The sequence below is a fragment of the Lysinibacillus sp. 2017 genome, from assembly GCF_003073375.1.
GTDB lineage: Bacteria > Bacillota > Bacilli > Bacillales_A > Planococcaceae > Solibacillus.
The window spans coordinates 3,068,151-3,093,779 of the sequence record NZ_CP029002.1; the positions used below are offsets into that span (position 1 = coordinate 3,068,151).

At 38.5% G+C, this 25,629-nt stretch carries 22 protein-coding genes; 1 reads left to right on the plus strand and 21 read right to left on the minus strand.

Annotated features, from left to right (window positions below; all coding sequences use genetic code 11):
- Nucleotides 1-76: 76 nt before the first annotated feature.
- From smpB to DCE79_RS15070, 14 genes are all read right to left on the minus strand, one after another.
- Nucleotides 77-541 carry an SsrA-binding protein SmpB gene (gene smpB / locus DCE79_RS15005; protein ID WP_108713802.1) on the minus strand — a complete coding sequence of 155 codons (465 nt, stop codon included), beginning with the start codon at nucleotides 539-541 and terminating at the stop codon, nucleotides 77-79.
- A 141-nt stretch (nucleotides 542-682) separates the two neighbouring features.
- Nucleotides 683-3,100: a ribonuclease R gene (gene rnr / locus DCE79_RS15010; RefSeq protein ID WP_108713803.1), complete on the minus strand. Its 2,418-nt coding sequence runs from the start codon at nucleotides 3,098-3,100 to the stop codon at nucleotides 683-685.
- A gap of 40 nt (nucleotides 3,101-3,140) precedes the next feature.
- Entirely contained in the window at nucleotides 3,141-3,887 is a 747-nt protein-coding gene (locus tag DCE79_RS15015) for an alpha/beta hydrolase (RefSeq protein WP_108713804.1), read from the minus strand.
- Nucleotides 3,888-4,042: 155 nt separating this feature from the next.
- Nucleotides 4,043-4,270, minus strand: a complete 228-nt coding sequence (gene secG, locus DCE79_RS15020) for a preprotein translocase subunit SecG (protein WP_108713805.1) — start codon at nucleotides 4,268-4,270, stop codon at nucleotides 4,043-4,045.
- A 1,035-nt stretch (nucleotides 4,271-5,305) separates the two neighbouring features.
- Nucleotides 5,306-5,737 carry a hypothetical protein gene (locus tag DCE79_RS15025; protein WP_108713806.1) on the minus strand — a complete coding sequence of 144 codons (432 nt, stop codon included), beginning with the start codon at nucleotides 5,735-5,737 and terminating at the stop codon, nucleotides 5,306-5,308.
- Nucleotides 5,738-6,368: 631 nt separating this feature from the next.
- A complete protein-coding gene (eno, locus tag DCE79_RS15030; protein ID WP_108713807.1) occupies nucleotides 6,369-7,664 on the minus strand; it encodes a phosphopyruvate hydratase in 1,296 nt (431 codons plus the stop codon).
- Between the two features lie 78 nt (nucleotides 7,665-7,742).
- A complete protein-coding gene (gene gpmI, locus DCE79_RS15035) occupies nucleotides 7,743-9,284 on the minus strand; it encodes a 2,3-bisphosphoglycerate-independent phosphoglycerate mutase (protein ID WP_108713808.1) in 1,542 nt (513 codons plus the stop codon).
- Nucleotides 9,277-10,038: a triose-phosphate isomerase gene (gene tpiA, locus DCE79_RS15040; RefSeq protein WP_108713809.1), complete on the minus strand. Its 762-nt coding sequence runs from the start codon at nucleotides 10,036-10,038 to the stop codon at nucleotides 9,277-9,279. The genes gpmI and tpiA overlap by 8 nt, the downstream gene beginning before the upstream one ends.
- Nucleotides 10,039-10,055: 17 nt before the next feature.
- On the minus strand, nucleotides 10,056-11,240 hold the full coding sequence (pgk, locus tag DCE79_RS15045; protein WP_108713810.1) for a phosphoglycerate kinase: 1,185 nt from the start codon (nucleotides 11,238-11,240) through the stop codon (nucleotides 10,056-10,058).
- Between the two features lie 269 nt (nucleotides 11,241-11,509).
- Nucleotides 11,510-12,523, minus strand: a complete 1,014-nt coding sequence (gene gap, locus DCE79_RS15050) for a type I glyceraldehyde-3-phosphate dehydrogenase (protein ID WP_108713811.1) — start codon at nucleotides 12,521-12,523, stop codon at nucleotides 11,510-11,512.
- A gap of 62 nt (nucleotides 12,524-12,585) precedes the next feature.
- Nucleotides 12,586-13,620, minus strand: coding sequence for a sugar-binding transcriptional regulator (locus tag DCE79_RS15055; protein ID WP_108713812.1), 1,035 nt, complete (start codon nucleotides 13,618-13,620; stop codon nucleotides 12,586-12,588).
- Nucleotides 13,621-13,785: 165 nt separating this feature from the next.
- Nucleotides 13,786-14,019, minus strand: coding sequence for a glutaredoxin family protein (locus tag DCE79_RS15060; protein ID WP_108713813.1), 234 nt, complete (start codon nucleotides 14,017-14,019; stop codon nucleotides 13,786-13,788).
- 116 nt (nucleotides 14,020-14,135) lie between these two features.
- Nucleotides 14,136-14,927: a TPM domain-containing protein gene (locus DCE79_RS15065; protein WP_168214697.1), complete on the minus strand. Its 792-nt coding sequence runs from the start codon at nucleotides 14,925-14,927 to the stop codon at nucleotides 14,136-14,138.
- Nucleotides 14,927-15,514: a LemA family protein gene (locus DCE79_RS15070; protein WP_108713814.1), complete on the minus strand. Its 588-nt coding sequence runs from the start codon at nucleotides 15,512-15,514 to the stop codon at nucleotides 14,927-14,929. The genes DCE79_RS15065 and DCE79_RS15070 overlap by 1 nt, the downstream gene beginning before the upstream one ends.
- 100 nt (nucleotides 15,515-15,614) lie before the next feature.
- Here DCE79_RS15070 and DCE79_RS15075 point away from each other — a divergent pair, with 100 nt between their 5' ends.
- A complete protein-coding gene (locus tag DCE79_RS15075; RefSeq protein WP_108713815.1) occupies nucleotides 15,615-16,226 on the plus strand; it encodes a spore coat protein in 612 nt (203 codons plus the stop codon).
- 218 nt (nucleotides 16,227-16,444) lie between these two features.
- Here DCE79_RS15075 and DCE79_RS15080 read toward each other — a convergent pair whose 3' ends face one another.
- From DCE79_RS15080 to DCE79_RS15110, 7 genes are all read right to left on the minus strand, one after another.
- Entirely contained in the window at nucleotides 16,445-16,657 is a 213-nt protein-coding gene (locus DCE79_RS15080) for a hypothetical protein (protein ID WP_108713816.1), read from the minus strand.
- Nucleotides 16,658-16,677: 20 nt separating this feature from the next.
- Nucleotides 16,678-18,159: an NCS1 family transporter gene (locus DCE79_RS15085; protein WP_108713817.1), complete on the minus strand. Its 1,482-nt coding sequence runs from the start codon at nucleotides 18,157-18,159 to the stop codon at nucleotides 16,678-16,680.
- Nucleotides 18,160-18,195: 36 nt separating this feature from the next.
- Nucleotides 18,196-19,479: an NAD-dependent dihydropyrimidine dehydrogenase subunit PreA gene (preA, locus tag DCE79_RS15090; RefSeq protein ID WP_108713818.1), complete on the minus strand. Its 1,284-nt coding sequence runs from the start codon at nucleotides 19,477-19,479 to the stop codon at nucleotides 18,196-18,198.
- 11 nt (nucleotides 19,480-19,490) lie between these two features.
- Nucleotides 19,491-20,828 (minus strand): NAD(P)-dependent oxidoreductase, encoded by a 1,338-nt coding sequence (locus DCE79_RS15095; RefSeq protein ID WP_108714513.1) that lies wholly within the window; start codon nucleotides 20,826-20,828, stop codon nucleotides 19,491-19,493.
- A gap of 59 nt (nucleotides 20,829-20,887) precedes the next feature.
- On the minus strand, nucleotides 20,888-22,285 hold the full coding sequence (hydA, locus tag DCE79_RS15100) for a dihydropyrimidinase (protein ID WP_108713819.1): 1,398 nt from the start codon (nucleotides 22,283-22,285) through the stop codon (nucleotides 20,888-20,890).
- Nucleotides 22,286-22,637: 352 nt separating this feature from the next.
- A complete protein-coding gene (locus tag DCE79_RS15105) occupies nucleotides 22,638-24,155 on the minus strand; it encodes a CoA-acylating methylmalonate-semialdehyde dehydrogenase (RefSeq protein WP_108713820.1) in 1,518 nt (505 codons plus the stop codon).
- A gap of 17 nt (nucleotides 24,156-24,172) precedes the next feature.
- Nucleotides 24,173-25,528 carry an aspartate aminotransferase family protein gene (locus tag DCE79_RS15110; protein WP_108713821.1) on the minus strand — a complete coding sequence of 452 codons (1,356 nt, stop codon included), beginning with the start codon at nucleotides 25,526-25,528 and terminating at the stop codon, nucleotides 24,173-24,175.
- Nucleotides 25,529-25,629: the final 101 nt, after the last annotated feature.

A 25,629-nucleotide genomic window follows, 5' to 3' on the forward strand; every position in this document is an offset into this window, starting at 1 on the left:
ATCCAGTACGAGGAATTTATAATTTCTCAACAAAAAAACGAGCGCAAATTTATTGCACTCGTAGTCAACTATTAGATTATTGCTGGCGATCTTTGAAAGCACGTTCCATATCACGTTTCGCTTCTTTTTTCTTCAAATCATTACGTTTATCGTAATCTTTTTTACCTTTTGCTAAGCCGATTAATAGCTTTGCGTAACCGTCTTTAATATAAATTTTTAACGGCACAATCGTATAGCCATCACGCTTAACCGCGCCAATCAGTTCGCTAATTTGCTTTTTATGTAGCAACAGTTTTCGCTCACGTAGTGGATCGTGATTGAAACGGTTCCCTTGGTCAAACGGTGAAATATGCATATTGCGAATCCATGCTTCTCCATCGCGAATACTTACATACGATTCCTTCAATTGCACGTGGGCATCTCGAACAGATTTAATTTCTGTACCTGTTAGCACCATTCCCGCTTCAATTGTTTCCTCAATGAAGTAATCGTGGTTTGCTTTTTTATTTTGAGCTAATACTTTCCCTGTACCTTTTGCCATCGTCAACACCTCTATTTGCAAGGAAGCTGTAGGTAGAAAAACACATTTCACGCGTAGTGCGTGAAATGATATCTTTTCTTATGTGGATTTCCTTGAAGCTTTTTGTAATCGATCCACCAAAAACCCTACAGCTTCACATAGTTATTTCTTCTTTTTATTCTTTTTCTTTTTGCCTTTTGCGATGCTCTCGTAAAACTTAGGCTTGTCGCCTGCTTTACCATCTTTACGGCGGCCACGTGGGTCACGGTCATTTGAGTCGCTACGTTTTTTCTCTTTAGCTGGGCGTTCTTTACTGCCGCCACGAGGTTTACGACGATCACTATCACGTTTTTCACCAGTGCGCTCTTTTTTGCTACCTTCTTTACGTCCTGCATAGATGACTTTTGATGTTTGTCTACGTGATGGGCGCCCATTGCTAACCATATCAACAAATTCAAAATCTACAGAAGATTCTTCGATGACTACATTGGCCACTCGAATTTTCACTTCATCTCCGATACGGAATTGACGACCCGTACGTTCCCCAATCATCATCATATGACGGTCTTCAAAGCGGTAATAGTCATCCGTCATATTCGAAATATGAATTAGACCCTCTACCGTATTTTCAAGCTCCACGAAAATACCGAAGTTCGTAATCGATGAAATAATCCCAACAAACTCTTCACCAATTTTATCGGACATGTATTGCGCTTTTTTCAGTGCATCCGTATCACGTTCTGCTTCAACCGAGCGACGTTCACGAGTTGATGTATGTTCTGCAATTTCATCCATCACTTGACCCCACTGAGAAACAGTTTCCTTCGACGTATCTCCATTAATTAAGTACGTACGAATTAAACGGTGTACGATTAAATCTGGGTAACGACGAATTGGTGACGTGAAATGCGTATAAAACTCTGTCGATAAACCAAAGTGTCCTAAAGATTCCGCATAATATTTCGCTTGCTGCATAGAACGTAGTAACATCGTTGAAATAACTGGCTCTTCTGGTAAGCCTTCAATCGATTTAATAATTTCCTGTAATGCTTTTGGATGTACCGAGCTTCCTGAACCTTTAATAACAATTCCGAAATTCGTTACAAACTCGAAGAAACGTTGTAATTTCTCTGGTTTTGGATCTTCGTGAATACGGTAAATGAACGGTACTTGCATTCGGTGGAAATGCTCAGCTATTGTTTCGTTCGCCGCTAGCATGAATTCTTCGATGATACGCTCAGCTACAGTACGTTCGCGTAATACGATATCAGTTGGCCAGCCTTCTTCATTGACTAACACTTTTGATTCTTTAAAATCAAAATCAATGGCCCCGCGTCCCATACGTTTGCTGCGTAAGATTTGCGCTAAATCCTTCATATCATGGAACATCGGCACTAACTTTTCATAGCGCTCCATTAACTCTGGATTTTCATCTTCATGCTCTAAAATTTTATAAACATCCGTATACGTCATTCGTTCTGTCGTTTTGATAACACTTTGGAAAATCTCATGCTTCACAACTTGTCCTGCACCATCAAGAGTCATTTCACATGATAATGTTAAACGGTCTACTTGTGGATTTAATGAGCAAATCCCGTTAGACAGGCGATGTGGAATCATCGGAATAACGCGGTCTGTTAAATACACAGAAGTCGCACGCTCATAAGCTTCTGTATCGATAACAGAACCTTGTGTTACGTAATAACTTACGTCTGCAATGTGTACACCTAATTTATATGTTCCGTCTGCATTTTTTACAACAGTAACGGCATCATCTAAATCTTTTGCATCTGCACCATCAATTGTGACGATGACTTCATCGCGTAAATCACGACGTCCGACTAAATCCTTTTCAAAAATTTCATCTGGAACATCCGTAGCAGCTTGCACCACTTCTTCTGGGAATTCAGGTGGAATATCGTATTTATAAAGGATTGATAAAATGTCCACACCTGGATCGTTTTTATGTCCTAAAATTTTAGTAACTATCCCTGATGCCGATTTTGTTTCATCTGGCCAGTGCGTTACTTCTACGACTACTTTATGACCATCCACAGCACCAAGAGAATCATCTTTTGCGATAAAGATATCTAAATTCAGTTTTTTATCATCTGTTACCACAAAACCAAAGCCTTTATTTGCTTGGTATGTGCCGACAAATGTCGTTTTGCTACGTTCAACAATTTTAGTGATCGTACCTTCACGACGGTCACCTGATGATTCTTTTAAAATGCGTACTAATACGGTATCGCCGTTTAGCGCACCATTAATCTCATACGGTGGAATAAATACATCATCCATCCCTTGTTCTTCTGGCGCAACGAAACCAAAACCTTTTGCGTTACCGATAAAACGACCGCGTAGTAAGTTCATGCGCTCTGGTAAACCGTAACGATTTGAACGTGAACGTACGATTAACCCTAGTGCTTCCATTTTAACAAGCGTTTTTACAAGCTCACGGAAATCATCCGCTTCCTCTAATTTAAACGCTTCTTCAACTTCAGATACGGTCATCGGTTTATAATCATCATCCTTCATAAATTCCAGGATGCGTTGTTGTAAATCATTTTGTTGAGTCATTTATTTACCTCCTTTGAACAGAAAAATTTATATTCTTTCATTAGATTAACCAATCTAATGTATTTAAAAACGTATGAACTTCTTCATGAAGCTGATCTCTTTCTTTATCGAGTGTAATGACGTGTCCAGACGCTTCATACCAACTAAGTGTTTTATCGAGTGATTCGACGCTTTCATAAATAATAGTGGCTGAATCTGGGTTGATCACTTTATCGTTACGCGATTGTATAATTAAAATCGGCGCGTAAAGTAAGTCGATCATCTGTCTTACCTCGTGAATAAGTTGCTGCAACTGTGGCAGTGATGCCATTCCTTGCGCTTTAATCGCTTCAATCTCTAATTCAATTTCCTGTTCACTTTTACCTTCTTGTTTTTTGTATTGTTTTGCATAGTCAATGACGCCTTCGAACATAATATCTGTCGTACGCATCGTCATTGGTGAACACATTGTGACGACACCTTTAACAGGTTGATTGAGCGCTAATTTCAATGAAAAAACGCCGCCTAATGAAAGACCGGCAACCGCGATTTCTTCATAGCCTGCTTCTTTCAATGTATTATACCCATTTATAACGTCTTGCCACCAATCTTCGGGATTCGTGTCAATTAATTGTTCTGGTGATACACCATGTCCTTTATAATGTGGGGCTAATGATGTGTAGCCATGCTTTTCTAGAAACCTGCCTAGCATACGAACATCTGCTGAGCTCCCTGTAAAACCATGTAATAATAAGACCGCTCTTGGTCCTGCCTCAAAGAAAAACGGTGAAGACAATGCCTTTTTCATCGTAATTACTCCAATCAATATGAAAAATACGATTCGAACACACCACCGAATCGCTAAAACTTTCAATTTCTTCTATTATACTGTCTTTTTGCCTTTACTAAAAGAAAAAGCCTAACCTGGCAAAAATGCTCGGTTAGGCGTTTGAGTTCATTCGATTAGAATTTAGTAATAGCTAATGCTAAAACGAAGAATGCAACAGAAAGTACAATCGTTGTGCGGTGTAATACTAGATCCATCCCGCGAGCTTTCTGTTTACCGAATAGTTGCTCAGCTCCACCAGAGATGGCACCTGATAAACCAGCACTTTTACCTGATTGTAATAATACAACAGCGATTAAGGCTAAAGCTACGATTAAAAGTAAAACTGTAAATAACGTATGCATTTGCTCCACCTCCTAGACTTGGACGTCACAATACCTACTAGTATAACAAAGCCTGAGAAATCTGACAATGTTTCTTGGCAAAGTGCATCCATTTTTTGTGAATCTAGTATTTGTTAAGAGTGTTTTTCTTGATAAAGAGGCTTTGAAAGTGTACTTGGTTTGGCGGGTTGGGCGCCCAGAGTCGCAAAGATATGTTGCACATATCTGTACGACTCTTCTTTGCGCCTTGGTAGTGACCCGCCAATCGCAGCATAGTCCAATAAATGTCTTTTAAAAAAGTGAGGCGCTGTTGCAAGCAAAGGCGCCTTTCGTCTAATAAAGCGAATCTATTATATTTGATGGAGCAAAGGGATTATAATAGCTAGTCATCTTCTAATAAAAAAGGTCATGAAAGTGTATCAGGTTTTGGCGGGCTGGGCGCCCAGAGTCGCAAAGATATGTTGCACATATCTGTACGACTCTTCTTTGCGCCTTGGTAGTGACCGCCAATCATAGCATAGTCCATTAAAGGTCTTTTAAAAAAGTGAGGCGCTGTTGCAAGCAAAGGCGCCTTTCGTGTAATAAAGCGATTCCATTAGATTTGGTGGAAAAAGAGATTATCACGGTTTTGCTTTTATATAAATAGATGATTAAATCCATATAAAAACGATTCTCCATATAAAAAGACAGGCGCCTTGCGTTAGCATAGCGCCTTACCTTATTTTAAAAAAGTTTGAAAAGATACACTTTATATGGGCGGGCCTTACACAAAGCACGAAGAAAAGTCGCATAGATACGTGCAACGGATCTAGGTGACTTTGTGCTTAGCCCGCCCAAACGATACACCCAAATCTTATCTTTATTAAACAATCACTCAAACGTATTAAATCGACATTCACTGACATCACGCTTGGCAGCTAATGCAAGTGGTACCATCGTTTCAAACATGCACGCCTTTGGTGAAATTTAATTTATAAACAAAAACAAGCATGGCTACTCAATTATAGAGTGCCATGCTTGTTTTTGTTTAAATTATCGTTGTGTTTAATTGGCTTTCTAGTGAACTAACGCTTCTGTTACTTTCATTTCTTTTTTTACATAACGACAAGTGAAAGTTTCTGAAGCTTGTCCTTGGTCATTAAATAATTGAATGGAAATTTCATCTTCATCCAATAGTGCAGCCTGTGCAATTTCAAATTGGAATTGTGCCGATGATTGTACAGGGATTTTTGCCTGATAGCCAAACGTCGGAAAATCTTGCTGGCCACTGAGCTTGAAACGAAGATACATTTTGTTGTCTGCTGAGTGACTGTTTAGCTTTGTGAATTCTCCTTTAATAAGGACACTTTCCATTTCATCATTCACGATATACTCTAGTTTTTGTGGTATCGGTAGTAACTTTTTCTTTTTGCTAATATTTTCTCGCTTCTTCATTTTACGAATTGCCTTTTTGGTTTTCTTCACTAGTTGCTGTGATTTTTCCTCCATCTTATGCACCACCCTATTTTTTCCTTTTCATTAACTATATAAGATTATCGTGAAACTTGGAAATGATTTTTCAAAACAAATTCCAAGGAATAACGACATTTCCGAGAGATTTTCGATTGAATTTACCTTTTAATCACTTTAATTGAATGAAGAATAGTCTATTATTTACTTTATTTTGTCTAAAATATGAGTCGTAAGTTCCATTATATCCCTCTATTTCTTCAAACCACCATTCACCTAAAATAAACTCAATCTGCCTTAAAACTACAATTTCCAATTAATTTCCACAAACCTATTGACCTTTATTGTTTTCCATTTTATAGTTATTGTTAGAATATTAAAAATACAGACAGATTAAACTTTCCTTTCTCATTAAACATCTTATCTACATTTTTCACACACCAGTTTCCTAACCTCACAGCAGCATTCAAACATTCTCTTTTGCCCTTTTACTTACTCACGACTTCCCTAGAACTACAACTTTCTATCTTCTCACCACTCACATAACTAACATACCTTCCAGTATTTTAACTTCCACACAGGATACACCCTCTCCTCAAAAGAATGTCACAAAAAAGCACTCAATTGGGAATTGTTATCCTAATTGAGTGCTCCACTAAAAATGTTGCAATTATTTATTTAAGTTATAGAACGATTTAAGACCTTCAAAACGTGCAGTATCGCCTAACTGATCTTCGATACGTAGTAATTGGTTATACTTCGCAACGCGGTCTGTACGAGATGGTGCACCTGTTTTGATTTGACCTGCATTTGTTGCTACTGCGATGTCAGCAATTGTGTTATCTTCTGATTCGCCTGAACGGTGAGAGATAACAGCCGTGTAACCAGCGCGTTTTGCCATTTCAATTGCATCGAAAGTTTCTGTAAGTGTACCAATTTGGTTTACTTTAATAAGAATTGCATTACCAACGCCTTCTTTAATACCACGAGATAATTTAGAAGTGTTTGTTACAAATAGGTCGTCCCCTACTAATTGTACGCGGTCACCAATGCGTTCCGTTAATAATTTATGACCAGCCCAGTCGTTTTCATCTAAGCCGTCTTCGATTGAAATGATTGGGTACTTAGCAGTTAACTCTTCGTACCAAGCTACCATTTCTTCAGAAGTTTTTTCTACGCCTTCACCAGCTAATACGTATTTACCTTTTGCATCATCATAAAGTTCAGAAGAAGCAACATCCATTGCTAACTTCACTTCTTCACCTGGTTTGTAGCCTGCTTTTTCGATTGCTTCAAGAATGATTGTAATCGCTTCTTCATTTGAACCAAGGTTTGGTGCGAAACCACCTTCATCACCTACAGCTGTGTTGTAGCCTTTGCCTTTTAATACAGCTTTTAAGTTATGGAAAATTTCTGCGCCCATACGTAATGCTTCTTTAAATGATTTTGCACCTACTGGCATAACCATGAATTCTTGAACGTCTACGTTGTTATCAGCATGTTCACCACCATTGATGATGTTCATCATTGGTACTGGTAATTGTTTCGAGTTGAAACCGCCTAAGTATTGGTATAAAGGAATATCTAAATAATCAGCTGCTGCGTGCGCTACTGCCATTGATACACCAAGGATTGCGTTTGCACCTAATTTACCTTTGTTGTCTGTACCGTCAAGCTCGATTAATGCTTGGTCAATTACAACTTGGTCTAATACAGAATATTGACCTTCTAATTCTTCAGCGATAACTGTATTTACGTTATCTACCGCTTTTTCAACACCTTTACCTAAGTAACGACCTTTGTCTCCATCACGTAATTCTACTGCTTCATATTCACCAGTTGATGCACCAGATGGCACGATAGCGCGACCAAATGCACCTGATTCTGTGAATACTTCAACTTCTACTGTTGGGTTACCGCGAGAGTCTAACACTTCACGAGCATATACTTGAGTAATGAATGGCATAATAAAAATCTCCTCTGTACGTAAATTTATTAGGTGCTTGTAAACAAAAGTACAAGCGATATAATTAACCGCGCGAAATTAGTTTTCGTTCGGGATAATTAACGATTTCCCTGTCATTTCAACAGGTTGTTCAATTGTTAATAGATCTAACATCGTTGGCGCTAAATCGGCTAAAATACCATCTTCATAAAGCGTAACACCGGACTTTGTTACAATGACTGGTACTGGGTTCGTTGTGTGTGCCGTCATCGGCTGATCGTCTAATGTGACAACTTCATCTGAGTTCCCGTGGTCTGCCGTAATAATCGCATGACCACCTTTTGCTAAAATCGTATCCACTACACGACCTAAACACACATCTACTGCTTCAATCGCTTTAATCGTAGGTAAAAGCATACCAGAGTGACCAACCATATCAGGATTTGCAAAATTTAAAATGATGGCATCATATTTATCTGCTTCAATTCCTTTTACTAGGGCATCTGTCACTTCATAAGCACTCATCTCAGGTTTTAGATCATAGGTTGCAACTTTTGGTGAAGCGATTAAAATTCGTTCTTCCCCAGCAAATTTTTCCTCACGACCACCGCTCATAAAGAAGGTTACATGTGGATACTTTTCAGTTTCTGCGATACGTAATTGCGTTTTTCCTGCTTTCGAAACAACTTCACCAATCGTATTCACTAAGTTATCGGATTGAAACGCCACTTGCGCATTTACATCATCACTGTAATGTGTGAATGATACAAATTTCAAATTCGTTGGGTGCTTTTCAGATAATTGTAGTCCTTCACAATGATCATTTGTTAACACCGTCGAAAGCTGAATCGCTCGGTCTGGACGGAAGTTGAAGAAGATAACAGCATCATTCGTGTCTATCGTCGCAACTGGAGCACCTTGTTCAGTAAGTACAAACGGAATGACGAATTCATCCGCTACATCGCGGTCATATGAAGCTTGGATACCAGCTGTAGCTGTCGCTGCTGTTTGGCCAATACCATTTACTAATGCGTTATACGTTAATTGTACGCGTTCCCAGCGACGATCACGGTCCATTGCATAATAGCGACCATGAATGGATGCAAATTTACCAATACCTATTTCTTGCATTTGTTTTTCTGTTTCTAAAATGTAACCAAGTGCTGTTGTTGGACCAACATCACGACCATCTAAAAAACCATGTACATAAACTTGCTCTAAACCATTTGCTTTCGCTAGTTTTAATAGCGCAAATAGGTGTTCATAATGACTGTGTACACCGCCATCTGAAAGTAAGCCCATTAAATGAAGCTTGGAACCATGCGCTTTTGCATGCTCAATTGCCGCTAAAAATTGTTCGTTACGGAAGAAGTCCCCTTCACGTATTGATTTATGAATGCGTGTTAAGCTTTGATACACAACACGACCTGCACCAATATTTAAGTGTCCCACTTCAGAGTTCCCCATTTGACCTTCTGGTAGACCTACCGCTTCACCACTCGCCACTAATGTTGCATGCGGATATGCATTGTAATAACGATCAAAATTTGGTTTATAGCTTTGCGCTACGGCATTACCTTTTACTTCATCGCGGAAGGCAAAACCGTCTAAAATAATTAATGCAACTGGTTGTTTAGGCATTTGCTGCCGCCTCCAATAATTTCATGAATGATGCTACTTGTAAGCTTGCTCCTCCAACTAATGCGCCATCAATATGTTCTTTAGTAAGTAATTCTTCGATATTTTCTGGTTTCACGCTGCCGCCGTATTGAATACGTACTTTATCAGCTGTTTCTTTCCCATATAACTTCTCAACTACTGCACGAATTGCACCACAAACTGCATTGGCATCATCAGCCGTTGCTGTTTTACCTGTGCCAATTGCCCAAATCGGTTCATAAGCAATGACCATATGTTCCACTTCAGCAGCTGCAAAGCCTTCTAAAGCTTTTGTAATTTGTCCTGCTACTTTGCGTTCTGTAGAACCTGCTTCACGCTCTTCTAATGTTTCGCCGCAGCAAATGATTGGCACGATGCCATGTGTTAATGCCGCGCGTACTTTTTTATTTACTGCTTCGTCTGTTTCGTTGAAGAGTTCACGACGCTCAGAGTGACCTAAAATCACGTAATCTACCTGAATATTTGAAAGCATGGCTGGGCTAATTTCGCCTGTAAATGCGCCTTCATCTTCAAAGTGCATGTTTTGTGCGCCGATTGCCAAAGACGAGTCTTCTGCCGCAACGACTAATGTTGGTAAGTAAAGTGCTGGTGAACAAACAACAGCATCTACTTTGTCTGAAGATGGAATCGCTTGTTGAATTTCTTCAACAAAATCAACCGCCTCATCAAATGTTTTATACATTTTCCAGTTTCCTGCTACGATTGGTTTACGCATTCAAAATACCTCCGATTTTATTTATCATTTAACGCTACGATACCTGGTAATTCTTTGCCTTCCATTAATTCTAATGAAGCACCGCCACCTGTTGAAATGTGGTTCATTTGTGATGCAACTTCGAATTTTTCAACTGCTGCAGCTGAATCCCCACCACCGATAATTGTGTAACCTGCTGTTGTTGCCATGGCATCTGCTACCGTTTTTGTACCGTTTGCGAATTTTTCCATTTCGAATACACCCATTGGTCCATTCCAAATGATTAATTTTGACGCTTTGATCACTTCTGCATAGTTGGCTGCTGTTTTTGGTCCGATATCAAGTCCCATCCAGTCTGAAGGGATTGCATCGATTGCCACTACTTTTGTTTCAGCATCTTTTGAAAACTCGCTCGCTACAACTGCATCAACTGGCATATGTAACTGAACGCCCTTTGTTTTTGCTTGCTCGATGAAGCTTTTTGCTAATTCGATTTTATCTTCTTCTAATAGCGACTTACCGATATCGTGACCCATTGCTTTTACGAATGTGAATACTAAGCCACCACCGATAATTAGGTGATCGACTTTATCAAGTAAGTTTTCGATAACACCGATTTTATCTTTTACTTTTGCACCACCGATAATGGCAGTGAATGGACGTTCTGGGTTTGATAATGCTTTCCCTAATACATCTAATTCTTTTTCCATAAGTAAGCCGGATACAGCTGGTACGAATTTCGTGATACCTTCTGTTGTAGCATGTGCACGGTGAGCTGCGCCGAATGCATCATTTACGTAAAGATCCGCTAGTTTGGCAAATTCTTTAGCTAATGCTTCGTCGTTTTTCTCTTCACCTTTATGGAAGCGAACATTTTCAAGTAGTACGATGTCGCCTTCTTGCATGTTGTTGACTACCGTTTCAACGGCTTCACCGATTGATTCATCTAATTTTGTTACAGGTTTGTTTAGTAATTGTGCTAGGCGAGTACCTACTGCTGTTAAGCGCATGTCTTCGTTTACTTCGCCTTTTGGACGTCCAAGGTGAGAAGCTAAGATAACCTTTGCACCCGCGTTCACTAATTGTTCGATTGTAGGAATTGCGGCACGAATACGTGTTTCGTCAGTAATACGGCCTTCCTCCATTGGAACATTAAAATCAACACGTACAAATACGCGTTTACCTTGCACTTCTACATCGTTCATTGACTTCTTTAAAAACATAAAGAAAATCCCCCTTATTATTAGACCAATTAATTATTATGTGGATAGTATCGTTGCTAGTTCAAATAGTATCAAAATTCGCTTGAGCTGTCTTGTGTTGCCCTTAAATTATTATATTGTAAAAAAAGAGCGGATGGGTAATTCCCTTCCGCTCTTTTACCCTAATATATTATAAGGTTTACTGTAATTAAAGGCTATACTTTTTATGACGAACAGCCATCAATATGTCACACTTTTTCTATTATTCGAAAAAAGTATGTCACAATTAATTATTTTACTTTAATACCTTGTGCTGCGATATATAATGCTAAGTCCATTAAACGAGTTGAGTAGCCGATTTCATTGTCATACCAAGAAACTACTTTCGCCATACGACCTTCCATAACCATTGTTGATAAGCCATCAATTGTTGAAGAAGATGGATTACCATTATAATCGATTGATACTAATGGTAATTCGTTATATGCTAGAATACCTTTTAATTCGCCTTCAGACGCTTCTTTAAATGCTGCGTTGATCGAATCAACTGTTACATCAGTGTTTAGTTCTACAACTAAGTCTACACATGATACGTTCGGTGTTGGAACGCGCATTGAGAAACCATCTAATTTGCCTTTTAATTGTGGTAATACTTTTGATACAGCAACCGCTGCACCTGTAGTTGTTGGAATCATTGATACCGCGCCAGCACGTGCACGACGTGGGTCAGAGTGCGGGAAATCAAGGATACGTTGATCATTTGTGTATGAGTGAATTGTTGTCATCATACCACGTTTAATGCCGAATTTTTCGTCTAATACTTTTGCAAACGGCGCTAAACAGTTTGTCGTACATGATGCATTTGAAATAACTGATTCAGATGGATCATACTCTGTATGGTTAACACCCATTACGTAAGTTGGCATATCGCCTTTTGCTGGAGCTGAAAGGATCGCTTTTTTCGCGCCGGCTTCAATATGTTTTGAAACTTCTTCCATTGAACGCCATTTGCCAGTACATTCAAGTACTACATCTACGCCAAGTTCACCCCATGGTAATTTCGCTGGATCTTTTTCTGAATACACTTGAATTCGTTTTCCATTTACGATAAATGCATCATCTTCTGCTTTTACATCTGCATCGTACACACCATGAACTGAATCATATTTCAATAAATGTGCTAGCTGACCAGCGTCTGTTAAGTCATTTACTGCAACTACTTCAAATTCCTCGTGCTTCATTGCCTCACGGAACACTAAACGTCCGATACGACCAAATCCGTTAATTGCTAATTTTAATGCCATGTTAATTCCTCCAATAAATTATTTATTTAAACAGTATGCATATTTTATGATACTTTTAAAAACTAAGTTAAATTTGAAATAATTTCATTTGCCGTTTGCTCATCAGTAATTAAAGTAGTTTGCTTCGCGGCATTTTTAAAATACGCTTGAATCGCATTTGCTTTATTGGCACCTGCTGCGATAGCAAGTATCGTTTGTGCTTTTTTTACCTGTTCGAGCTGAATACCAATCGTCCGAATATGATGAACGATGTCACCCGCTTCGTTAAAATAATAGCCAAACGCTTCCCCAACTGCACCTTTTTCTTCAAGTGAATGTTGTTCTTGCTCAGTACTATTACGACGTACTGCCATTTCCTGTGCTGCGCCTATCCCATGAATGACGATATTGACTTGTTCGTAAAGTGCCATCATTTCTTCAATCATCGGCTCTTGCTTCATCGCTTTATAGGCTTGCTCGCTTAAATGCTCTGGTAAAAATAACGTTCGATACGTTGCTTCACATTTTTGAGCAAATTTTGCGACTAACGTGTTTGCTTGGAACGTCATTTCATCGCCCATACCTCCACGCGCTGCTATAAAGTTCGCACGATTTAATGGTGGAATCGCCGATAAAAATTCACCGATTGCTGCAACGGTACTACCACCAGTCACCGCAATTTTATCTTTCCCTTGTGCGCTTTCGATTAAAATACTAGCCGCTTCTTTGCCGAGCTGATGTCTCACTGTCAAATCCATTTCTACATTTCCTGGAACGATAATAACGCGTTCAATATTAAAGTGTTGCGTAAGTTGTTGCTCTTTTGCCGCTAAGCCTGATAATTCTCGGAACAATGAATACAGTTGTTCTAATACTTCATACCCTTGTTCAGTACAAAACATGCCTTTTTGCTGCACAATAATCAGTTGTTGTTCGCTTAAAACGGTCGTTTCATTGCGAATGTCTCGCTCTGTCACGTGTAATTGTTCTGCTAAAGCTCTCCTACCAATTGGGCCAAATGTCGCTAACGCTTGTAACACACGAAATCGCTTTTTAAAAAAAGTATCGATTTCAGGCACTAGTTTGCGTTCTGCTTCAAAAAACGAAACGTTGTCCAAAATACCACCTACTCATTATTGTTGGACATATTTTGTCCCAATAAATTATTTTTAGTCCCACTCGGAATAAAAAAATAATTTGTAGCTTCATTATAAAATGAATAGTATTTATTTGCAACAAATTTCTGGATTAATGTTCCATATCTTTTGCTAAGGCGCTCGTAATTACTTACTCAGCGCCTCAAACAATGTTGGATAATCCAGGCGTCCGTATTGAATGACTTCATCCTTAAACTCCACAACTGGAATCATGAGCATATACTTTTCATGCAGTACATCATTGTCTTCAATATTATATTGATCGATTTCAAATGGAAGATCTTCTTGAACGATTTTTAAAATTTGTAAGCCTTCCATACATAGCTCGCAGTTTGGGCGAGAATAAAATTTGATGTTCATTTAGTTCTTCCCTTCTATTATTTGCGTAATTCCATTATAGAAATTCACTCAAATATTTACCATCAAAAAAACATCCCATAAGCATCTAAACTTATAGGATGTTTTCGATTTCTAAATTAAAAATTCCTACCTGCTCCGCCACCTGATGATCCGCCGCCGCCGAAGCCTCCAAATCCACCTGATGATCCGCCACCACCACCGAAACCGCCTCCAAATCCGCCACCGAAACCTCCTGGGAAGCCACCGTTTCGATACACACGGCGTGCAGTGCGTCGACGATTACCTGGACCGCCGCCACCAAATTTCGTGACGATAATATAAATGATAACAACGAGAATAATAATACCTATTGGAAGCCCTTCCTCATCATCCGTTGAAACGGGTTTCACTAAATCAGCACCACCTGCCTGACCTCCCATTTCTTCATAGAACTGCGAAAAAATATTAGCAAAGGCATTTGTATAATCACCGTTCACTAAATACGGCATCATATACGTATCGATCATACTACCTAGCAAACCATCCGGATAATCGCCTTCAAGACCATCACCAACTGTTACCCAAATGTCATTTTTTCCTGGGCCTTGATCCGTTGTGGCAAAAATAAGCATGCCGTTATCGCGTTGTTCGTCCCCAATTCCCCAAGCTCGCATCGTTTCTGTCCCAAATTCATACGGATCTAATCCTCCGATTGTATCAATCGTCATCATCACAATCACATTTCCAGTTGAACCCTCTAATGCTTTTGCTGATTGAATAAGTTGTTGTTCGACATCGTCTGAAATGACATTTTCGAAATCATAAACATACGAATTATACGCTGGTTTTTCTGGAATGGCCGCTGCAATGGTTTGAAGTGGTAAAGCTAGTAACGAAAACATTACAAGCAGCAACAGCTTGATGCGCATTAATCATCACTCCCAAAGTCAACTGTTGGCGATTCTTCTACACCGTCTTTAATTTCAAAGTAATCCTTTTTCTCAAAGCCGAACATCCCTGCGATTAAGTTCCCTGGGAAGCGGCGTACATTATTATTAAATGTTTGAACGGTGTCATTATAATCTTTGCGCGCTACGGCTAAACGGTTTTCAGTACCTGCTAGTTCATCCATTAAACGCGTGAACTGAACATCCGCCTTTAGCTCTGGATAATTTTCAACAATTACTAATAAACGTGATAAGGCAGATGATAAATCATTACTCGCTTCTGCCGTTTCTTCTACAGTATCGGCCCCACCATATTTTGTTCTTGCTTCTGCAATTTGCGTGAATACTTCTTCCTCATGTTTTGCATATCCTTTTACTGTATTCACTAAGTTTGGAATTAAATCAAATCGACGTTGCAATTGATTTTCCACTTGCGCCCAAGCAGAATCTACTTTTTCTTCACCTGTTACTAAATTATTGTATTTTGGAATAACAAGCATTGCTGCGATTCCAATTACTGCGATAATTGCTATCACAATAATTAGTGCACTTCCTTTTTCATTTTTCATTCAAAATTCCCCTTTCTTCAATTCCCATAATAATCATGCATAAATTAATTTTCATTTGCCACAATAAAGGTGTACGAAATTTTATTATGGAGGTTATATAATGTTTACCCAATCATCCCAATCTCAAGACAATTCGATGCCACTTTCGATGAATCACGGTGCACATGAGCTACTTGATGTTCATGAAGTATTAAGCGCAATGATTGCAGGTTTAAATCAATTCGTACTACTTCGTGACAAAGTACAAGATCAAGAACTATTATCCATTTTAGACCGTCAATATGCATTCATGCTCGACGAATATAATATAACGATGGAAGTTTATAAAACGGGACAAGATCCAACACATCCGACACGTTCCTACAAAATGCAAATCGGGAATGATACTAATTACGGTTTAACACCGGGTGAACCTAAAAAACCAATCCAATCAGCCAATGAGCTGAATGATGCCATCATTTCCGGCTTTATGCTCGGCTGTCACAAAACTGGGGCCACTGGAAAAACAACGGCTGCATTAGAATCCACAAACCCAGTTGTACGACGCGTCCTTCAAGACTCTGTGCCAAACTGTATCGAAATGGCTTTTGAACTATCCCTGTACCAAAACAAAAAAGGCATTTATCAAGTACCGCAATTTGCACAAGCAGATATGAACTTAATGCTTAATATGTATGGACAGGCACAGCAAGCAAAAAACATGCCGAACTAATTTCAAAAGCGGCTTCATTAGTATGTACGTAACAAAAGCAAAAATGTATTCACTATTTTTGAAATATTAAGGAATACATTTAAAGTATGCTGTTGGCAAGATTTTATTATTTGCAAACAGAAATAACCAAAGCCCCGGAAATATTTACGGTCAGTAAAATTTCCGGGGCCTTTCATTATTGGGGTGGTTTTTATCCCAGCCTCCATCAAATTCTAATACTACTCATTTAACTGTTCTTGTAATTTATAAGAAAAGTATTTTCGACTATCTGCCATTTTAATATGCAACAAACGCTCTTCGTTATTTTCTACATTGATGAAAGTAACAAAAGCTCCCTCTAAATTTTCATTTATACTTTTAAAAGTATAGTTCTCAGCTAGTAGTTGATCAATTTGCTGAATTTCTTCTTTTACAAACTGATATTCTGACATATGAACACCTCGTTTACATTTTAATCTGTAGAAACCGATGTTGGAACACCAATCGGTTCTGCCTCCACTTCAATTTCCCAACTGCGTCCAGCTGTAATACCTAAATATTCTTCATCACTTGGATTAAGAATTTCTGCTTGTGGATACTTCTTAAACCACCAGAATTTTGCTAACACATAGTAAATTGCTGCCCCTACAGCGAAGCCGATTAACGATGAATACGCCGGCCAAATGTTAGCGATTAATCCACCAATAATCCAAGCAATAATTCCAGCTAAATTGACACCCTTTAAATAACGATACTGTCCATTTACCTCATATAAATCTTTTACATTTACTCGTCTCTTACGAAGTAAATAATAATCAGCAAATAAAATACCTACAATAGAAGATAAAATTCCACCAACAATGAGTAACACGCTATTTAAAACATCGAATAAGCTCCACGGTTGAACAGCTGTACCGACAATCCCGGCAAACACTACTCCAACCCAGAAAGGTATTTTTGGTCCTCCGATATTCGAAAAAATTGTGGCTGCCGGGATTACATTTGCAGAAGTATTAGTGGACCATTGAGCTAATACGATCATCGATAATAGCACAACCAGGACAATACCACCTGCAGCTTGTTGAAGTGCGTTTATTGGGTCACCTGAACCAGTTGCCATGTAACATACCGCACCAATAACAATCATTAATGTATTAAAAATAGGTTGAACAATAAGTGAACCTAATAACTGTGATTTATTTCGTTTGAACCAGTTACGTTCATGTTTCGGTGCTTTTAAGTGACGTGAAAGTGTTGGCATATCCGCAGCTAAAGTAGCCCAGAAGCCCATGATCGCCATTGCAACTATCATAAATGCAGTAAACTGTTCAAAACCAGTTTGCGGTGCTTCTACCCAAGACCATACCGCTTTCCCCTGTTCTTTTGCTTCAGCAGATAATTGTAAGTACATCCAAATTGAAATAAAAATGATAATTGGTGCAGCAAAATCTGCGAAACGCTCGATTGATTTAATTCCTAACGATACGTTTAATAGTTGTAACCCCGCAAATACAAGGAAACACACAAACCAATTGTCAAAACCAATCATAATGTTTAAAATTCCATTAATTGCTAAAGAGCCGAAATACGTATTAATACCAAACCAACAAGAAGCTGTAAATGCACGTGCAAATGATGGTAAATGTGTACCAATTGTTCCGAATGGGGCACGCATATATACAGGAAACGATAAGCCGTGTTCTACACCGATATCACCAATAACTACCATGAAGATACCAATTAAAATAGACCCTACTAATGTTGCAAGTATTAACATCGGCATACTTAAATTAATAATTCCACCTGCACCTATAGCAAATGCAGCTAATACAATGGCCATTCCTACCCAAATTACGCCAAAACCAACCATCCCGATACTACGATTCTCGTATGTGACAGGAAGTAAATCTGGAGATTTCAAATAATTATTACTTGAACTTTTTGAATTCGACATAGCTACACCTCATCTTATTAGATTTCACAAGACCAATTAACGGACAGTACTTGAACCAGTAGTAGCGAATCCCGTAATTAATGACTGCCTTTCGTTCCATGTCATTGGTGGTTGCGTATGAGCTAATTCTTTCATCGTAATTGCACCTTCTGCTGGACATACAATCGAACATAAATTACAACCTACACAGTCCTCTTCACGAACCTTTAGCATTGGACGCCCATTCTCTGAATATAAGTCTATACATTGATGTGCAGTATCTTCGCATGCAATGTGACACTTATTACAGTTAATACAAATGTCATTATTGATCTCTGCTACAACTTTGTAATTTAAATCTAAATCGCCCCAATCAGAATATTTCGGTACTGTTTTTCCTACTAAATCCATCACCGAAGATAAACCTTTTTCATCTAAATAATTGCTTAATCCATCATTCATATCTTCTACAATGCTAAACCCATGATGCATTGCTGCTGTACAAATTTGTACGCTTGTAGAACCCATTAATATAAATTCAGCCGCATCTTGCCAGTTTGAAATCCCACCAATTCCTGAAATCGGTACATTTATATACGGATTTCTAGCACACTCACCAACCATATTCAGTGCAATCGGTTTAACTGCTGGACCACAATAACCACCATGAGCACCCTTGTTTCCAACATGCGGGATTGTATTCCAAGAATTTAAATCAACGCCAGCCAAACTATTAATTGTGTTAATCATACTAATTGCGTCAGCACCACCTCGTACGGCAGCTTCAGCTGTCACAGTAATATCAGTAATATTAGGAGTTAGTTTTACAATTACAGGTACTTGTGCATACTCTTTCGCCCAATAGGTCTGCTTTTCTACTAGTTCTGGAACTTGACCCGAAGCTGACCCCATTCCGCGCTCAGCCATTCCATGGGGACAACCAAAATTCAATTCATATCCATCTATTCCAACATCTTGAAGTTTTTTGACGATTTCATGCCACTTTTCCGCTTTTGGTTCTACCATTATCGAGGCGATAATCGCATGATTTGGGAATCGTTTCTTCGTTTCATAAATCTCTTTTAAATTTACTTCTAACGGACGATCTGTGATTAACTCAATATTGTTAAACCCTGCAACCTTTTGCCCATTAAAACTAACTGCTGCAAAACGGGAAGAAACGTTTAAAATTGGATCCCCTAACGTCTTCCAAACCGCGCCCCCCCAGCCTGCTTCAAATGCTCTTTGAACTTGATAGCCCGAGTTTGTTGGTGGTGCTGATGCTAACCAAAAAGGATTTGGTGACTTTATACCAGCAAAATTTATACTTAAATCTGCCATTTGAATACCCCCTATGCAATATCTGAAGTTACATTAAGTTCATTATGAATTGCGTACGCTGAATCTTTTCCTTGTTGCGCCGCAGACACTACCGTTGCTTCTCCGTAGCCATTTCCATAAATAACATCACCACAAGCATAAATCTTCGGATTCGATGTCTTTAAACTGTTCATATCTACATCAATTACCCCACGAGTATTTGCTAAGCCTAAGTGTTCAACTAGCTCGGAATGTTTTGATTGACCAATTGCTCGAATGACGGCATCCGTTTCAATGACAAATTCAGAACCAGGAATTTCAGTCAAAGTACCTTTTCCATTTTCCGTTCCAGTTAACTCCATTTTCATACATTCCATACCAATTACTTTGCCGTTTTCATCCCCAATGATTCGCTTAGGTAACGATAACCACCTAAATTCAACACCGTCTTGCTTGGCAAAATCATATTCAAAGTCATATGCTGTCATTTCTTTAGATGTACGGCGGTAAACAATCTGAACTTTCTCTGCATTCAATCGAACTGAACATGTCGCTGCGTCGATTGCCGTATTACCAGCGCCGATTACAACTACCTTTTTACCTTGTACCTTATCAGTAAACGTAGCTTTTGATTCTTTTACAAAATCAATCGCATCATATACCCCTTCTAAATTTTCACCTTCAATGCCTAGCATTGGTACTTTCCCCATTCCAACCGCTACGATGATACGATCGAAATTGGCAAGGAGATCATCAACTAGAACATCTTCTCCTATTTTTGTGCTCGTTTTTATTTCAACGCCAAGTTTTTGTACTTGTTGTACTTCCCACTCCACGACATCTTGTGGTAAGCGGAATGAAACGATTCCGTAGTAATTTAAGCCCCCCGCTTTTTCATCTGCTTCGTAAATTGTCACACCATAGCCTAATAATGCCAATTCTCGCGCAGCAGATAATCCTGCAGGTCCGCTTCCAATAATCGCAATTTTCTTGCCGTTCGCTGGCTGTGGAGTAAATAAATTTACATTTGATTCACGTAGCCAATCCGTTGCATATCGTTGTAAATGACCGATTTGAATTGGTTTCTCTTCGCTATTTAAAACACATGCTCCCTCACAAAGCTCAATCGTTGGACAAACACGTGCACAACTTGCTCCTACTGGATTTGATTCCATAATGACACGAGCAGAGCCCTTCATATTCTTCGTAGCAATTTTCTTTATAAAGCTTGGAATATTAATACTCGTTGGACATGCTTGAATACAAGGTGCATCATAGCAATATAAACAGCGATTCGCTTCTACAGTTGCTGTGTATGTTGTTAGACCACCAAACATTTCTTCAAAGTTTTTTGCTAAATCAATTTTCATTTTCATAACAACCCTCTTTCCAGTACGATTTGTTATTACTTGTCTAGTTGATTTACTATTTATATAGTTACTTTAGCTGTGTTTTTTACTTCGCGTCGAATATACTTACCGCTACCTAGCTTCCCTACAAACGCTTTATCTTTAATGACATATTCACCACGTACTAAAACGCTAGTCGGTTCGCCTGTTACTTCCAAACCTTCAAATGCGTTATAGTCCACATTCATATGATGTGTTTCCACTGAAATTGTCCGTTTTACAGTTGGATCAAATAATACGATATCTGCATCGGAACCAATAGCAATCGTTCCTTTTTGTGGGAACAATCCAAAAATCTTTGCAGACTGAGTAGAAATCATATCCACGAATTCATTTACTGAAATACGTCCTTTTTCTACCCCTTCTGAATATAAAACAGAGAAGCGATCTTCGATAAATGGTCCCCCGTTTGGAATTTTCGAGAAATCATCTTTCCCTAATGATTTTTTGCCATTGAAACTGAAGGAACATTGATCTGAACCAATCGTTTGTAATTGCTTTGCTTTTAATGCATTCCATAATACCTCTTGGTGTTCTTTAGGACGTAAAGGGGGAGACCAGACATATTTTGCACCTTCAAAATTTGGTTTTTCTAATGCCGTTTGGTCTAATACTAAATATGGGGGACACGTTTCACCTAAAACATTGTAGCCTTTATTGCGAGCTGAAATAATTTCATCAACAGCTTCTTTACATGTTACATGTACAACATAAAGTTTCGCTCCTGCTAAATGAGCCAGTTCAATCGCACGTTTTGTTGCTTCTCCTTCAACTTCTGGTGGGCGAGTTAATGCATGATAAATTGGTGCTGTATTACCATTTGCTTTTGCTTCCTCAACAAGCTCATCAATAACGGAACCATTTTCACAGTGCACCATAACCGTTGCACCAAGTTCTTTTCCCACTTTAAACGCCTGGAATAATGTACGATCTGATGCTTGAAATTCTTTTGCATAAGCTAAAAACACTTTGATCGAACTAATACCACCTTTTTCTAGCGCTTCTGGTAATTCTTTTAAACGTTGTTCATTTAAATCACCAATCATTAGATGGAAACCGTAGTCAATAACTGCTTTGTCTTTTGATTTACTATGCCATGTATCAATCGCATCCATTAATGTTGGAGATCCAGCACTAATACAGAAATCAATAATTGTCGTCGTTCCACCAAATGCTGCTGCAATGGTTCCTGTCTCCCAATCATCATCTGTAACTGTATTATTAAAGGGCATGTCTAGGTGAGTATGTGGATCAATTCCTCCAGGGAATAATAGTTTTCCTGATGCATCAATAAGCTCTGCATCTGCCTCTTGAATACTCGAAGCAATTTGTTTAATAATCCCATCTTCAATTAGCAAATCTGCTTTATACGTATCTGCAGCTGTTACAATTGTTCCCCCAGATATAATCTTCTTCATAGCTATTCCTCCTGTTCACAATTTATTTATCAAAATCCTTCTTAAGGATTGATAAAACGCTATCAAAATACAAAAAATTCAAACTATTAAAGTTGTAACTATCCTAGTAAAATGATACAAGTCTATTCTCTAGAATGACGAACTTAGATTGATGTCTATTTTTAAATCTAGTGGAACGCATATCTTGTCTGTAATTTAAAATATGAAATAAATTACAATCTCATAACCTATTTGGCTAGAATAAACACTATTAAAATAATTTTTTAGTGCACAAAAAACTATAAATAAAGGAGCCAGGTTCATTATTACCTATACAAGATGTAATAACAAAGCCAGCTCCTTCTCTATCTATTTAATTATTGCTAGGGAATGCAAATGTCGAGTTTGTCTTTTCTGTCACTTCAGGCCAACGCTCCGAAACAGTTTTCGTTTTCGTGTAGAACCGAGCTTGATCTGGGCCAAACATATGACCTTCACCAAAACGAGAGCCTTTGAAACCGGCAAAGTTATGATACCCTACTGGAATTGGTATTGGTACGTTAACACCTACCATACCTACATCAATTTCAGTCGTAAACTTGCGCGCTGCAGCACCATCATTTGTAAAAATGGTTACACCGTTAGCCAATTCTTGAGAGTTAATTAAATCAATTGCTGCGGTTAGAGACTCTACGCGCACCACATTTCGAGCTGGACCGAATACTTCTTGTTCGAAAATATCCATATCCGCTGTAACATTATCTAATAAAGTAGGGCCAACAAAGAAACCATTTAAATTTTTAGCAATATTCAATGTACGTCCATCATTTACTACTGTTGCCCCTTGTTGTTCAGCTTGGTCAATTGCCTTTAAAATAATCTCTTTTGATTCTTTTGAAATGACCGGACCAAAATCTGTTCCTTCTTCTGTGTAACTTCCAACTTTTAATTTACTAATCTTATCTTTTAAAATTTCTACTAATTTATTTGCTGTCTCTTCTCCAACCGGCATAATAGTAGAAATAGCCATACAACGTTGTGAAGCCGCACCATATGCTGCACCAATGAATGCATTTGCCACTTGCTCTAAATCTGCATCTGGCATGACAACCATATTGTTTTTACCACCGCCAAGAGCTGTTACACGCTTCCCATGTTTAGATCCCGTCTCGTAAATATATTTTGCTACAGGAGTTGACCCTACAAATGAAATTGCCTGTATAGTCGGATTTTCTAGTAGTTCATTTACTGCCTCTTTACTACCATTTACTACCGTCCAAATGCCATCTGGTAGACCGGCTTTTTTCCACAATTCACTTACATAAAGAGAAGTCATCGGGACTTTTTCAGAAGCCTTTAAAATAACAGCATTTCCGACCGCAACGGCCATTGATGTTTGCGCTAACGGTACCATAATAGGAAAATTAAATGGTGAAATTGCAGCAACAACACCTAAAGGATATTTTGCTGAATATGCATTAATTTGACCGCCAACATTTACAGAGTATTCTCCCTTTATTAAGTGAGGTGCGCCAATTGCTAAATCAACTGACTCTAGTGCACGAGTTACTTCTCCACGCGCGTCTTCTAACGTTTTTCCGCTTTCTGTACAAATAATAGTCATTAATTCATCCATATTTTCTGTTAACAGGTGACGAAAACGCATTAATACTTCTGCTCGTTTCGCAACTGATACATCCCGCCAAGCAGGGAATGCTTCTTTAGCAGCTGCAATTGCTTCACGAGTTTCTTCTGCTGTTGCATGTGGTACTTCCGCAATCACTTGACCCGTTGATGGATTATAAACATTTGCATAATTACCACTTTTTCCTTCTACTAATTGTCCATTAATGAAATGCGTTAATTTTTTTACTAAAACTGCTTCTGCCATATTCAAATCTCCTCCTTTTACTTAATACTGTTCACTGCTTCGATGACGGTATTTGCTATAAAGTCCATCTCTTCAAACGTAATTGTCAGTGGTGGAGATAATGTTAAAACGTTATTGTAATTCGCCACTGTAACACCATTTTTCCCTATAATTAATCCTTTTTCTTTACAATAGGAAATGACAGCATTTACTTTTTGAATATCTAGAGGATTTTTAGTCTCTTTATCTTCCACTAGTTCAATTCCAAGTAATAACCCTTTACCGCGAATGTTACCTACTAACGGATGATCACTTAAACTTTCTTCTAAAGATCGCATGAGCTCTGCGCCTACTATTGCTGAATGCTCAAATAAATTTTCACGTTCCATAATTTCAATGTTTTTTAGTGCTACTGCACAAGCTACTGGAGAACCACCAAAAGTATTTACATGACGTAAAAACTCATAGTCACCATTATCAGTGAATTGTTCATATATTTCTCTACGTACCGCAGTAGCTGATAATGGCATATATGCACTTGTTAATCCTTTTGCCATCGTCACGATATCTGGCTTAATCCCATAGTTTTGGAATCCAAAGGCTTTACCTGTACGACCAAAACCACAAATTACTTCATCAACAATTAGTAACGTACCGTGCTTTTCACATACCTCTTTAACGCCCTCCATATATGAATCATTTGGTACGATTACACCGCCACCGGTAATGATTGGTTCCATAATAACCGCAGCAACTGTTTCTGACATTTCCCAAGTTATCATTTGATCAATCGCTTTTACACTAGGTAAGGTCGTCGGATCTTCATGTTGCATTTCCTCGGGATATCGATATTGATCTGGTGGCGGAACATGTAAGAATCCCGGTGCAAGTGGCTCATATTTATATTTACGTTGTGCTTGACCCGTTGCAGCAAGAGACCCCATCGTATTCCCGTGATAGGCACGGTAACGTGATATAATTTTATAGCGATTTGTTTCACCTTTTTGTTGGTAATATTGACGAACAATTTTAAAAGCCACTTCATTTGCTTCAGACCCACTGTTCGAATAAAACACTACATATTCATCGCCTAGTAATTCACTAATTTTTTCGCTTAACAAAATAGATGGAGTATGTCCATAAGACAGCGGTGTATATGAATTTTTTATCATTTGATCATAGGCTACTTCTGCAATTTCTTTACGCCCGTAACCGATATTTGTACACCACAAACCTGCCATTGCATCTAAATATTTGTTTCCATCAATATCCGTCAGCCATGCACCTTCTGCTTGTTCAACAATAAAAGTTGCATCTGGGTTATACGGTTTCATCGAATGCCATACGTATTTTTCATCATTTGCTTTCCAGTTATAATCCACTGATTTGCTCATGAACATTCCTCCTAGTTTTCCAACCTTACCTCTATTTTCTCTTATCCGGACTGTTAGGGCACTATACATTGTGTAAAACAATTAAATACACTTATTTCACA